Source organism: Amycolatopsis sp. cmx-11-32, assembly GCF_047608695.1.
GTDB lineage: Bacteria > Actinomycetota > Actinomycetes > Mycobacteriales > Pseudonocardiaceae > Amycolatopsis.
In genome coordinates this window covers 42071-54871 of the sequence record NZ_JADNQN010000005.1, presented here as the reverse complement: position 1 = coordinate 54871, position 12801 = coordinate 42071, and the positions used below count along the sequence as shown (strand labels likewise).

Genomic DNA, 12801 nt, shown 5'->3' with positions numbered 1-12801 from the left:
CACGACGGGACCGCTCGGCCACAGCGACGCAGATCACTTCTGGGCCGACGCGCGGCCGACGAAGCATTCCGGGTCGAACTCCCCGCCGAACCACGGCGAGAGACCCGCCCTGGCCAGCGCGGCGAACTCCTCGGGCTCGGCCGTGCCCAGCCCGGCGGGCAGCACGCCCAGTAGCGGGGCGCCGGCGGCGACCGGCAGGTCCTGCAGATTCGACACCGCCGCGAGGTCCGGGGCCTCCGGCCATGAGCCGATGATCACCCCGGCCACGGTGAGCCCGCGTCTGGTCGCGACCTCGGCGGTCAGTGCGGTCGCGTTGAGCGTGCCCAGCCCGGCCTCGGCCACGACGATGACCAGCGCGCCGAGCGACCACGCCACATCGGCCAGCGTGGCCCCTTCGGCGTCGAACCGGACCAGCAAGCCGCCCGCGCCCTCGATGAGGGTGAGGTCGTGCCCGCCGTTGAGCTCGCTCGCCGAAGCGGCGATCTCACTCGGGGAAAGCGTCGGCAGCCCGGAGAGCCTGGCGGCTGCCTCCGGCGACAGCGGATCCGGGTATCGCCGCAGTTCACGGGTAGTGACCGGACCGGCGAGCCGAAGGACGTCGGCGAGGTCGCCGGGCTCGTCCGGCCCCACTCCGGTCTGCGCCGGTTTCAGCACGGCGACGCGTTGGCCCTGCCCGGCGGCCAGTGCGGCGATGGCGGCGGTGGTGATCGTCTTGCCGACACCCGTACCGGTGCCGGTCATGACCAGCATGCTCACGTGGGTTGAATCTAGTCTGCGGGGCGAAACCCTTCCGTCGAGGGTGGGGGCGGGGCGGGGTCCGGGCTTGGTGGTCTCACTTCATCGGGCTGAAGGAGACCACTCCACCGGGGGCGAAAGCCGGGCTGCCGTCGTTGGTCAGGTAGACCTGAGCTGCCCCGACGTCGAAGTACATCCCGGTCAGGTGCAGTTCACCGCGTTCCTCCGCGTCGGCGATCAACGGGTAGTGACGCAGATGGTCCAGCTGCTGCAGCACGTTCTGCAACGCCAGCCGGTCGACCTCGGTGTCCGGGCGTTCGCCGTCGAGGGTCACCGAGATCCTGCGCTTGGCGCTCGGCTCGGCGTGCCGCAGCCAGGAGGTCAGCATCGGCGCGCCGTCGGGGGCGCCGGTGGCCAGCGCCTGCATGGCACCGCAGCCGGAGTGCCCACAGACCACGATCTCGCGCACCTTCAGCACGCCGACGGCGAACTCGACGGTGGCGCCCATCGACGGGTCGGCCTGCCGGGCGGGCACCAGGTTCCCGATGTTGCGGATGGTGAACAGGTCGCCGGGACCGCTCGTGGTGATCATGTTCGGCACGATCCGCGCGTCACCGCAGGTGATGAACAGGGTGTGCGGTGACTGGCCACCCGCCAGCTTGCTGAGCGCGGGCTGCATGAGCGCGGCCGTGCGCCGCTGGAACTCCGTCGCCCCGCGCAGCGTCGGCCCGCCACGCTGACCGGGCACCTCGACGTCCTTGGCCTGCCAGTCGGACCACGGCGCGAGGAACCTCGGCACCGAACGCACCGCGTCCGTCCTGGTCAGGGTGGGATCGCCGGATTTGCCGTTGGCGAACCACGGATGCCCGACCTCGTCGACGATCACCTCGCCGCCGGTGCGCTCGTGCCCCTGCTGCCAGTTCGAGAGGCTTTCGAAGGCGGCGTGGTCGAGGTAATCGACGATCAGCTCCAAAGTCACCTTCGCACCGTCGGGAACGGTCGCGAGCACCCGGCTGAGCCTCGGCACCGAAAGGAACGTCAGGACACCCTCCACGACGACGCGCCATTCGTCACCATCGCGTTCGGCGCGGATTCCGGACCACACCGTGCGCCGCAGCATCAGCAGCACCGACAGCGCGATGCCGAGCAGTACGCCCGTGAGCAGGTCGAAAACGACGACACCGGCGAGGGTCAGCAGGTACAGCCCCAGATCACCGTGCTTGAAGACCTGCTTCATGTGGCCGGGGTTCACCAGCTTCGCGCCGACGTGGACGAGCAGGCCAGCCAGCGCGGCGAGCGGGATGTTCTGGATCAGCCCGGCGAACGCCGCGACGAACACCAGGATCCAGACCCCGTGCAGGATCGCGGACGTGCGGGTGCGGGCACCCGCGGCGACGTTGGTCGAGCTGCGGACGATCACGCCGGTGACCGGGAGGCCGCCCAGCGCGCCGGAGGTCATGTTCGCGGCGCCCTGGCCGATCAGTTCGCGGTCGAGGTTCGACCGCGGCCCGGTGTGCATCTTGTCGACCGCGACGGCCGACAGCAGGCTTTCCACGCTGGCGATCAAGGCGATGGTGATGACCGCGAGGGCGAACGCGCCCCAGCCGCCGTCCGGGAGTTCGGGGGCGAAACGGATGACGAGCAGGTCACCGGGTAGTTCGACGCGGGGCAGGGTCATCCCGGTGGTCACGGACAGCACGGTCACCAGCGCGATGGCGGCCAACGGGCCCGGGGTCTTCCGGACAGACTTGGGCAGCCGCGGCCACAGCAGCAGGATGCCGATGGTGAGCACGCCGATCAGCGCGGCCGTGTCGTGATGGCCGATGACCTGCGATGGCAGTTCGGCGATGTTCTTGAGCGCGGAACTCTGCGCGGATCCGCCCAGTACGACGTGCAGCTGGCCGAGGACGATGGTGACGCCGATGCCGCCGAGCATGCCGTGCACGATGGCGGGCGAGATCGCGAGCGCCGCACGGGCGATGCGGCTCAGCCCGAGCAGGATCTGGAGCGCCCCCGCGGCGACGGTGATCGCGCAGGTCGTCTTCCAGCCGAAGGTCGCGATCGTTTCGGCCATGATCACCGTCAGGCCGGCGGCCGGGCCGCTGACCTGAAGCGGGGAGCCGCCGAGCGCGCCGGCGACCACACCTCCCACCACGGCCGCGATCAGCCCGCCGACGATCGGCGCTCCGGACGCGAGAGCGATCCCGAGCGAAAGTGGGACGGCGACGAGGAACACCACCAACGAGGCGGGCAGGTCGTGACGAAGCACGGTTAGTGGTCGGCTCATGATCACCATGCAACCGGTGAATTGTCCGATATGCACCACCTGATCGAGTGAACATTACCCATCAAGCGGGTGTCGTAGCCCACTTTTGCGTTCTTTCGTTGCCTGGAGATGTCACACGCGTTGCAAAAAGCCATACAGGCTCCCAAATGCTGGGAAGTGTGCATGACGCGTGCCGCAAGTCCGTGAAGGACTCCTTGAGGGACTCTGGGTCCCTCAAGGAGTCCTTCACGGCGCGTGAAGCGGGCTAGGACTTCACCGGCGAAGCGGCCGAAGTGAACGACCGGTGCGCCGCGTCGAGCAGGTACACGTTCGCCTTCCCGACGTCGAAGTACATGCCGGTGAGCCGGAGTTCACCCCGTGCCAGCGCGGCCTCGACGACCGGGTACGAGCGCAGGTTTTCCAGTTGCTGTACCACGTTGTGCAGGGCGAGCCGATCGGCCTCGTGGTCGGGACGGGCGCCGTCGAGCAGGACCGGGCCTTCGGTTTCCCTGCGCCGCAACGTCTCCTCGCCGTGGCGTAGCCAGCCGCCGAGTCGCGCGAGCCCGGTGGGCGCGTCCCCGAGCAGCGCCTTCATCGCTCCGCAGCCGGAATGCCCGCACACCACCACTTCTCGCACGCGCAACAGGCCGACGGCGTACTCGATCGCCGCCCCCACGGAGAAATCCGCTTCGACGCCGGCGTGCGGGACGAGGTTTCCGATGTTCCGCACCGTGAAAAGGTCCCCCGGCCCGCTGGTGGTGATCAGGTTCGGCACGATCCGCGCGTCGCCGCAGGTGACGAACAGCGTATGCGGCCGTTGGCCGTTCGCCAGCCCGTCCCAGGTCCGCCGCAGCAGCGGCGCGGTCCGTCGTTGGAACTCCGAAGCACCTCGGCACAACGGAACACTGCCGACGCGCTGGCTCGGCAGTTCGAGATGCTCAGCCTGCCATTCCGACCACGGCGCGAGCCAGCGCGGCACCACCTTGAACGCGACACCGCGCCGCACGGTCGGCACGCCCGCCTTGCCGCGTCCGAACCACGGATGCCCGATCTCGTCGACGACCACCACACCCCCGGCCCGCTCATAGGCGCGCTGCCAGCCGCGCAGGCAGTCGACAGCGGCGTGATCGAGGTAGTCGACGAAGAGTTCCAGCGTCACTTCCGAACGCTCGGGGACTTTGGCCAGGACGGTCGTGAGCCTTGGCACGGAAAGGAAAGTGAGCGCGCCTTCGATGACGACACGGGTCCGCGCGCCGTCCGGTTCGATGCGGATACCGGAGAACAGCATCCGGCGCAGCATGAGCACGAGCGCCACCGCGATCCCCGCGGCGACCCCGGTGAGCAGGTTGACGACGACCGCGCCCACCAGGGTCGCGAGGTAGACCGGCAGGTCACCGTGGCGGCGGACCTCACGGAGGCTGGTGACGTTGACCAGTTTGGCGCCGACGTAGACGAGGAGCCCGGCCAGGGCGGCGAGCGGGATCAGCCGCAGCGTGCCCGCCAGGAACAGGCAGCAGCCGAGAATCCAGGCGCTGTGCAGGATCGCCGACATCCGGGTGCGGGCGCCCGCTTCGAAGTTGGTCATGGTGCGCACGACGACGCCGGTGACCGGGAAGCCGCCGAGCGACCCGGCGGCGACGTTCGCCAGGCCCTGGCCGATCAGTTCGCGGTTGAGGTTGGTACGGGGCCCGTCACTCAGCTTGCCGACGGCGAGGGCGGAAAGCAGGCTTTCCAGGCTGGCGATGAGCGCGATGGTGAGTACGGCCGCGGTGATCGCGGCCAAGGACCCGGACGGCGCCTCGGGGACGAAACCCAGCCCTGGCAGGCCGTTCGGGAGGTCGACGCGCGGCAGGTCCATCCCCGCCGCGACGGAAAGCGCGGTGGCCAGCACGACGGCGGCCAGCGGACCGGGGACGCGGCGCACCGAACGCGGCATCCGGGTCCACGCCAGCAGGACGCCGACGGTGACCACACCGATCAGCGCGGCCTGGTCGTGGTGGCCGACGATCTGGCCGGGCAGCGCGAGGACGTTCGCGATCGCGGAACCCCGCGCCGCACCGCCGAGCACGACGTGCAACTGGCCGAGGACGATGATCAGGCCGATCCCGGCGAGCAGGCCGTGCACGATCGCCGGCGAGATCGCCAGCGCGGCCCTGGCGAGGCGGCTGACGCCGAAGAGGATCTGGACCACTCCCGCCGCGGCGGTGATGGCGCAGGTGGCGGCCCAGCCGAAGGTGGCGATGGTCTCCGCGAGGACGACGGTCAACGCGGCGGACGGGCCACTGACCTGGAGGGCGGATCCGCCGAAGAGGCTCGCGACGAGTCCGCCGACGACGGCGGAGACGAGTCCGGCGAGCAAGGGAGCCCCGGCGGCGTGCGCGACGCCGAGGGAGAGAGGGACGGCCACGAGGAAGACGACGACCGAAGCCGGGATGTCGTGGCGGAGATTCTTCAGGAGGGTCAAGGTGGAATTGCGGCGGCCCGGAGGCCCGGTGTCGTGCTCGTCACCAACGATGTCGATCATGGGGGCAGGAAACCGGATCGGCGCGCAAAAGTCCGCTACGCAAAGGTTTCTCAGGTTTGCTTGTGCGCCGGGGAACTAGGGCATACCGCACTTTCGCGACAAACTCGCCGTTAAACGTCCCGTTTGGACTCGCCCGTTCGCCTGACCATGATCAACCCGCGACCACGCTCTGTACCCAGCGTGGCCTTCCAGGTTTCCTGTGGCTACGGTCACACTCTTTGCGGTGAACCTGGCCGTTTTACGCTTTTCGCGCGGCCGCGACCATTGCGGAAGTGATCGCGGCCAGGTCGTCCGCGCCGGAAATGTAGGGCGGCATCGTGTAGATCAGGTTCCGGAACGGCCGCAGCCAGACCCCGTTCGCCGTGAGGACCTCGGTCGCCACCGCCATTTCGACCGGATGGTCCAGTTCCACCACGCCGATGGCGCCGAGCACCCGGACATCGGCGACCGAGGACAGCTCGCGAGCGGGTTCGAGCCCGGCTTTCAGCGCGGCCTCGATCCGCGGGACATCGGACTTCCAGCCGCCTTCGGCGAGGATCCCCAGGGAAGCGTTGGCCACCGCCGAGGCCAGCGGGTTCGCCATGAACGTCGGACCGTGTGCCAGCACCGGCAGCTCCCCGCGCGAAATGCCGTTCGCGATCTCCGGCGTGCACAACGTCGCCGCCATCGTGAGGTAACCGCCGGTCAGCGCCTTGCCGAGGCACAGGACGTCCGGCGTCACGCCGGCGTGCTCGGCGGCGAACATGGTGCCGGTGCGGCCGAAGCCGGTGGCGATCTCGTCGAAGATGAGCAGGACGTCGTTGGCCTCGGTGATCTCGCGCAGCGCGCGCAGGTACGCGGGCGGGTGGAACCGCATGCCACCGGCGCCCTGCACGACCGGCTCGACGATGATCGCGGCCAGTTCTCCCGCGTGCCGCTCGATTTCGGCCGCGAGCAGGTCGAGGTAGGCCTGGTCCGGCTCGTCGCCGAAACCACCGGGAGGCTTGGGCAGGAACAGCTGGTCCGGCAGGATCCCGCGCCACAGCGAATGCATCCCGCCGTCAGGGTCGCAGACGCTCATCGGCGTGAACGTGTCGCCGTGGTAGCCGCCGCGCCAGGTCATCAGGCGCCGCTTTTCCTTACGCCCCACCGACTGCCAGTACTGCAGGCACATCTTGACGGCGACCTCGACCGACACCGACCCGGAGTCGCACAGGAAAACGTGCCGCAGCCCGTCCGGGGCGAGGTCCACCAGGGTTTTGGCCAGGATGATGGCCGGTTCGTGGGTGAGCCCGCCGAACATGACGTGGCTCATCCGGCCCGCCTGATCGGCCAGCGCCGCGTCCAGCACCGGGTTCCGGTAGCCGTGGATCGCCGCCCACCAAGACGACATGCCGTCGACCAGTTCACGGCCGTCGTCGAGGGTGAGCCGGACGCCGCTCGCCGCACGGACCAGCAGGGAATCGATCGGGCTCGGCATCGGCCCGTACGGGTGCCAGACGTGTTCCGCGTCGAGCGCGAGGAGTTCGGCGGCGTCCATGCCGCGACCCTACGACACGCCTTTCTCAGCGCAGCGGCACAGGGAGCGTTTCGCGGCCGTGGACCAGGGCGCTTTCCCGCCAGCGCAAGTTTTCCGGGTCAGCGTTCGGCCAGCGCGGCCACTACCCGCTCGGTCACGTCGGTCCAGTATGCCCGCTGTTCCTCGCGCTCGTCGGTGCCCGTGAGCCACTCCTGTTGAAAACGAAGCGTGCTCTTCTGTTCGGTGCCGCTCACCGTGATCTGCAGGGTCGAATCGTGGTCCCAGTCCTTCGGCCGCCAGGTCAGCCGGAGCTTGTCGCCCTCTGTACGGGCGCGGATCTCTCCGGTCGTCCCGTTCGCCGTCTCGTACGCCGTGCCCAGCGCGTGGCCGAGTTCGGTACCCGGCCCGAGCCAGATCTCCACACCTTCGCGTCCGACCAGGAAGTCCCACACCTGCGCGCCGCTGTACGGCACTGTTTGGGAAACGCCTACCTGCCAACCACTTCCGGCTGTTTTGGCCACTGCTTTCGTCACCGGCCCATCATCCCACCGGGTGTACCGTGCGACAGTCACCGGCCCGGGTGGAGGATCTCTTTCTGTGCGCTACCGTCCGATTTCTCCCGCTCTGCTGGTCTCCGAACTGACCGAACGCGTCACGGCGATCACGGGTCGCCGCCGGATCGCGGTCGCCATCGACGGCGCGGCCGGTGCGACCGACACCACGGCACTCGCCGACGCACTGGTCGATCCCCTGCGGGTCGCCGGTCACGCGGCGTTGCGGATCTCGGCGAACGACTTCCTACGCCCCGCCTCGCTGCGCTTCGAACGCGGCAAGGAGGACCCGGATTCGCGTTACAGCGACTGGCTCGACCTCGGTGCCCTGCGCCGCGAAGTGCTCGACCCGCTCGCCGAGGGCGGCAGCGGCCGGGTCCTCCCCTCGCTGTGGGACCCGGTCCGCGATCGCGCCACCCGCGCCGAACGCGTCGATCTGCCCGAGGGCGGCATCGTCCTGGTGGACGGCGAGTTCCTGTTCGGCGCGGGGCTCGTTTTCGACCTGAGCGTGCACCTGTGGCTCTCGCCCGCCGCGCTCAAGCGCCGGGTACCCGACGCATGGGCTCTGCCCGCCTACGAGCGCTACGAACAGGAAGTGGACCCGGCTGCGCTGTCCGACGTGGTGATCCGCGTCGACGACCCGAACCATCCGGCGCGCTACGAACCCTGACCTCGCTCAGCGCACGGCCGCGACCGGGTCGCCGTCGAGCAGGCCGGAAAGCCTGCTCGCCATGGTGTCCCACCGCCAGTTCTCGCCGACCCATTCACGGCCGGCGGCCCCCATGCGCCGCGCCCGTACCGGATCGGCAAGCAACGCGGCCAGCGTCTCTCTCAACTGTTGTTCGTCACGGCCGTCGACGACGTGCCCGGTGACCTCGTCCAGCACCGTTTCCGGCGCACCGCCGGAATTCCCGGCGACGACCGGCAGCCCGGTCGCCGAAGCCTCCAGGTACACGATGCCGAGGCCCTCGACGTCGAGCCCCTTTCCGCGCGTCCGCGCGGGCATGGCGAAGACGTCGCCCGCGTTGTAGTGGGCGGGCAACTCCTTCCACGGCACCGATCCGGTGATGACCACGTTGTCCTCGACACCCAGCGCGTCGACGAGCCCGTGCAGCGTTTTGCGGTACGGGCCGCCGCCGACGAGCAGCAGCGCCACGTCCGGGATCCGTTTGCGGAGTTCGGGCAGGATCTTGATCAGCATGTCCTGGCCCTTGCGCGGCACCAGCCGCGAAACGCAGACGATCGTCGGACGGTCGCCGAGACCGTGCCGGTCACGGATCTCCTCGCCCGCGGCGGCATCCGGACGGTAGAGCGCGGTGTCGACACCGCACGGGAGCATTTCCAAACCCGCCATCGGGCCGAAAGCGGCCGAAAAACGGGACCGCGTGTACTTGCTGACGTACGTGATCACGTCGACGGTGTCGCCGATCCGCCGCAACGCCTGCCGTGACCCCGGCAGCATCGACCAGCCGACCTCGTGGCCGTGCGTCGACGCCAGCACGCGGCGTGCGCCCGCCGACCGCAGCGGATGCCCCAGCAACGCGAGCGGCGCGGCGGCACCGAACCAGACGGCCTCGCAGTCACGGGCCCGCATGATCTCCTTGGCCCGCTTGAGAACGTCCGGTGTCGGCAGCATCAGAGACGTCGGATGGCGCACCACCTCGAACGGGGCGGCGGCGTCGAACTCGTCGTGCGAGCCGGTGCTCGATTCCCAAGACGGGGCGTAGACGACGAGGTCGTCCGCGGGGAGGCGGGTGGCCAGCGAGTTCAGGTAGTTCTGGATGCCGCCCGGCCGGGGCGGAAAGTCGTTGGTCACCAGCAGGGTCCTCAGCACCCCTGCAAGGCTACTTGGCCCTCCGCGCGCGAAAGGGGCGGCACCGCCAGCGCGGTACCGCCCCTTTTCGTTGTTCGTCAGGCCGTCGGGCGACGGGCCCCGACGTAGTTGTTCTGCAGCGGCGACACCTTGACGACGTCACCGGTGGTCGGCGCGTGCACCATCATGCCGTTGCCGACATACATGCCGACGTGCGAGACCGGTGAGTTGTAGAACACCAGGTCGCCCGGCTGGAGCTGCGAGCGCTCCACCGGGGCGCCGAAGGTGGACTGCTGACGGCTGGACCGCGGCAGGGTGAGTCCCGCCTGCTTGTACGCCCACAGCATCAGACCCGAGCAGTCGAACGACGACGGGCCGACGTCGCCCCAGCCATAGGGGCTGCCGAGCTTGCTCTTCGCGGCCGAGAGGGCCGACGCGGCGGCGGGCCCCGGGGCGGGCAGGTTGGGGAACGCGCCGCCCTTGTCCTTCTGGGCGGCCTTGTCCGCGGTGCTCAGGTTGCCGCTGGCCCGCTCGATCTCCTTGAGCTGGTCGTTCAGCGTCTTCTGGCGCGCCTCGATGTCCGTCGTCAGCTTGGCGGCGGTGTCACGAGCGGCGGTGGCCGTGCCCTGAGCGTCCGACGCCTGCTTCGCGGCGGCCGCGGCCTGGGCGACAGCGCCGCTCAGGTTGTTCAGGGCGGTGTTCTTGTTCGCGGCGAGGACCTCGAGCGCCGAGGAGCGCTCCAGGAAGTCCTGGGTCGACGCGCCCGACAGCAGCGACGACAGCTTGTTCAGCTGTACACCGCTGGTGAACGACGCACCGGCGAACTTGTTGACCTCGGCCTGGAACGTCTTCTCGTCACCGGCCGCCTTGACGCCGGTCTCCTTGGCGGCGGCCGCGTCCGAAGTGGCCTTGTCGAGTTCACCCTGCTTCGCGGCGAGATCGTCCTTCGCCTTGAGGAGGTCTTCGTTTGCCTTCTCGGCCTGTGCCGCGAGATCGCGGTACTTGGCGAGCGCGTCCGATCCGGACGGGGGCTGCTGGGGGGCGGGGGCTGGGGCGGCAGTGGCGGCAGGCTGGGCGACCGTTACGGCTGTGATCACCGCGGCCGCGGCCAAAGCTCCTGACACCACACGCTTGACTGGATGCGACTGCACGGTCGCGCGTGTCTCCTTTGCTGTCGGCCACCTACCGAAACCCGGGACGAAGAGGTCGGGGGCCCTCTTCCGCGGAGCCGCGTCGCCGGCCGTGAGGCCCGCGCGGCTCTCCGCGTCCCCGCCTTGCGCCTGACCGAGTGCTATCGCAACAAGTTTGGCGCACGGCTGGTTCTGGTGCAGCTCCCCGACAAAGCTGCTTCAGTGGCGATCCCGTGTCGTCATCTGGCGACGACTTCCGGCCACGAGATCTCGGACAGGTTACGAAACCTCAGGCACCGCGTCCACCATGGCGGGGGCAAAAACTCTCCGTGATGCGCCGAAACACCTTCGGACCAGCATGAGCGGAAAGTTGTGACGGGCGTTACATCCTGGGGCTGGTCGCGACTACCTACCGTTCACCCGATCGGATCGACCACTCGCCGAACGCCACGGTCGTGGCGTGTCTCAGGCCGACATCCGGCGCTCCTGACCAACGATTTCGACCATCCGGAGGTGGGGGACCAACCCGGCCTCCGCGAGCGCGTCGACCGCCTTCCGCTCGTCGGCGTCCCATTCGAGCGACGGCGGCGCGCCCAAAAGGACACTGACGACGCAGTCATGGCATGCGTCACCGCGGACCGCGCAGCGGTCACAATCGATGACGAACGTCTCTATGTCCGCTATATCGGCGATGGCCTTGTCGTCCATCTCAGGGCTCCTCACTTTCAGTGGTGAGGTGCACATTAAGAGCGACCACCGACAGTTTCGGGCCAGGCGGCCGAAGGGGACTCTCCCCGCGTCTCACGCGGTGAAGGGCGCTTTCCCCGCATGGCACGCGGGGAAAGTCCCCTTCGGCCACGCGCGAGCCGCTACACCCGGCTGAGCCTCGACACCAGAACCGCCGAAGGCACCGGGTGCGCGCCCTTCCGCCGCACCGAGTCCGCCACCGCCCGGTCCGTACTCGCGACCACCATCGGCCGCCCTGGCGGCTCGGCCGCAACCAGGGCCCGGATGACGTCGTCCGCGAGCACGCCGCGGTCGGAGAACAGCACCCGCACCCCGCGCGGCACCGCCGCGGGCACGGAGAGCACACCGGCGCCGTCGAACACCACGGTCACCTCGGCGCCGGTCCGCGCGGCCAGCGCGGAAAGCTGGTGGATCAGCCGGTCGCGCTGGTCGGAGAGCGCCAGCTCCGGATAACCGGTCTTCGTGACGTTGTAGCCGTCGACGATCACGTGCACGTTGGGCAGCGCGAGGTACCTGTCGAGCGCGGTGACGTCCTGGATCCTGCCGCCCGCCCCCAGGCCCGACGTCGCGCCGCGGACCATGTCCGCCGGACGCTGGCCCCGCGCACTCACCGAGAGCTCTCGGCGGAGCCCCCCGACGGCACCCTCGATCGTGTCCAGCAGCAGCCCGAGCCGGACCTCGTCGGCCTGACGCGCCTCGCGCGCGGACTGACGGGCGATCTCGGCGTCCGTGACGGCCTTCTCCGCTCGCGCCCGCTCGGTGGCGACCCGCTGCCGCTCACGGTCCAACTGGGCCTTCAGTGCCTTGAGCTCTTCGGCGCGCTCGGCGCCGCCACTCTCCATTCGAGCGTGGACATCGGCGACCGCGTCCTTGGCCTGTCGAAGCTGGACACCTTGCTCTCGCAGGCGCTTCAACAGCTTCTCGACCTCGGCGTCACGTTCGCCCCGCGCGCCAGCGGCGATCTCCTTGGCCTCGCGCAACTCTTCGCGAAGCTGGGCCAGTTCGGTCTCGAGCCGCTGGTTGCGCGCCAGTGCGGCGTCGCGTTCGGCACGCAACGCCGTTTCTTCGGCGTTCTTCGCCACCAGCCGGACCCGGCCCGCCGCGCCAGCCTCGCCCAGCAGTACCGCGGCGGCCGCGGCGGTGACGGAATCGGAGTCGTTCGGGTCGAGGGCGTCCTTGCGGTGCTCGCGCAGCCATTCGGTGACCGCGACCCGGAACTGCGACGACTCCCCCAGCGCGGCGATCAGCGCCGTCCCGCCGAGTTTCGCGCGTTTCGCCGGGGCGAACTTCGCGACCGGGCGCAGCTGCCTCGGCACGTCGGCGACCGGCAGCTTGCCGACGGCGGCGGCCGCCAGCTCGGCGATCCGCTCCCGCACGGTCTCCGGCAGAGCGGTCCAGCCCTCGGCAGGCACCTCTTCGGACGGCTCCGCCCCACCCGCCGACGCCACGACACCCGAGGGTCCGCCAGTGGCGTCCTCGGGCAGTTCGGGCACTGCGGGCTGCGGTTGCATCGCTCCAGCGTAGGCCCCACCGGCTC

General features: G+C 69.7%; 10 protein-coding genes. 1 reads left to right on the top strand and 9 read right to left on the bottom strand.

Annotated features, from left to right (window positions below):
* Nucleotides 1-33: 33 nt before the first annotated feature.
* From bioD to ACM6LR_RS16320, 5 genes are all read right to left on the bottom strand, one after another.
* Nucleotides 34-750 carry a dethiobiotin synthase gene (gene bioD / locus ACM6LR_RS16340; protein WP_414938561.1) on the bottom strand — a complete coding sequence of 239 codons (717 nt, stop codon included), beginning with the start codon at nucleotides 748-750 and terminating at the stop codon, nucleotides 34-36.
* Between the two features lie 82 nt (nucleotides 751-832).
* The gene (locus tag ACM6LR_RS16335; protein ID WP_414938560.1) at nucleotides 833-3031 is read right to left on the bottom strand and encodes a SulP family inorganic anion transporter; all 2199 of its coding nucleotides are present in this window, start codon (nucleotides 3029-3031) and stop codon (nucleotides 833-835) included.
* Between the two features lie 235 nt (nucleotides 3032-3266).
* Complete coding sequence (locus ACM6LR_RS16330) at nucleotides 3267-5525, bottom strand: bifunctional SulP family inorganic anion transporter/carbonic anhydrase (RefSeq protein ID WP_414944049.1); 2259 nt, start codon at nucleotides 5523-5525, stop codon at nucleotides 3267-3269.
* A gap of 238 nt (nucleotides 5526-5763) precedes the next feature.
* Nucleotides 5764-7044 carry an adenosylmethionine--8-amino-7-oxononanoate transaminase gene (locus tag ACM6LR_RS16325; RefSeq protein WP_414944048.1) on the bottom strand — a complete coding sequence of 427 codons (1281 nt, stop codon included), beginning with the start codon at nucleotides 7042-7044 and terminating at the stop codon, nucleotides 5764-5766.
* A gap of 98 nt (nucleotides 7045-7142) precedes the next feature.
* A complete protein-coding gene (locus tag ACM6LR_RS16320) occupies nucleotides 7143-7496 on the bottom strand; it encodes an SRPBCC domain-containing protein (protein WP_414938559.1) in 354 nt (117 codons plus the stop codon).
* Between the two features lie 124 nt (nucleotides 7497-7620).
* Between ACM6LR_RS16320 and ACM6LR_RS16315 the strand changes: the two genes are divergently transcribed.
* Nucleotides 7621-8244 carry a uridine kinase gene (locus tag ACM6LR_RS16315; RefSeq protein WP_414938026.1) on the top strand — a complete coding sequence of 208 codons (624 nt, stop codon included), beginning with the start codon at nucleotides 7621-7623 and terminating at the stop codon, nucleotides 8242-8244.
* Between the two features lie 6 nt (nucleotides 8245-8250).
* On the opposite strand, the gene ACM6LR_RS16310 is transcribed toward ACM6LR_RS16315, so the two are convergent.
* From ACM6LR_RS16310 to ACM6LR_RS16295, 4 genes are all read right to left on the bottom strand, one after another.
* Entirely contained in the window at nucleotides 8251-9408 is a 1158-nt protein-coding gene (locus tag ACM6LR_RS16310) for a glycosyltransferase family 4 protein (protein ID WP_414938025.1), read from the bottom strand.
* Nucleotides 9409-9485: 77 nt separating this feature from the next.
* The gene (locus tag ACM6LR_RS16305; RefSeq protein WP_414938024.1) at nucleotides 9486-10538 is read right to left on the bottom strand and encodes a C40 family peptidase; all 1053 of its coding nucleotides are present in this window, start codon (nucleotides 10536-10538) and stop codon (nucleotides 9486-9488) included.
* A gap of 444 nt (nucleotides 10539-10982) precedes the next feature.
* Nucleotides 10983-11225, bottom strand: a complete 243-nt coding sequence (locus ACM6LR_RS16300; protein ID WP_414938023.1) for a hypothetical protein — start codon at nucleotides 11223-11225, stop codon at nucleotides 10983-10985.
* Nucleotides 11226-11386: 161 nt separating this feature from the next.
* The gene (locus ACM6LR_RS16295; RefSeq protein WP_414938022.1) at nucleotides 11387-12775 is read right to left on the bottom strand and encodes an NYN domain-containing protein; all 1389 of its coding nucleotides are present in this window, start codon (nucleotides 12773-12775) and stop codon (nucleotides 11387-11389) included.
* Between the last annotated feature and the right edge of the window lie 26 nt (nucleotides 12776-12801).

Excerpts from the sequence above, each read along its gene's own strand:
- ACM6LR_RS16295 (WP_414938022.1), bottom strand. The coding sequence starts at position 12,775 with ATGCAACCGCAGCCCGCAGTGCCCGAACTGCCCGAGGACGCCACTGGC.
- ACM6LR_RS16325 (WP_414944048.1), bottom strand. The coding sequence starts at position 7,044 with ATGGACGCCGCCGAACTCCTCGCGCTCGACGCGGAACACGTCTGGCAC.
- bioD (WP_414938561.1), bottom strand. The coding sequence starts at position 750 with ATGCTGGTCATGACCGGCACCGGTACGGGTGTCGGCAAGACGATCACC.
- ACM6LR_RS16330 (WP_414944049.1), bottom strand. The coding sequence starts at position 5,525 with ATGATCGACATCGTTGGTGACGAGCACGACACCGGGCCTCCGGGCCGC.
- ACM6LR_RS16335 (WP_414938560.1), bottom strand. The coding sequence starts at position 3,031 with ATGGTGATCATGAGCCGACCACTAACCGTGCTTCGTCACGACCTGCCC.
- ACM6LR_RS16300 (WP_414938023.1), bottom strand. The coding sequence starts at position 11,225 with ATGGACGACAAGGCCATCGCCGATATAGCGGACATAGAGACGTTCGTC.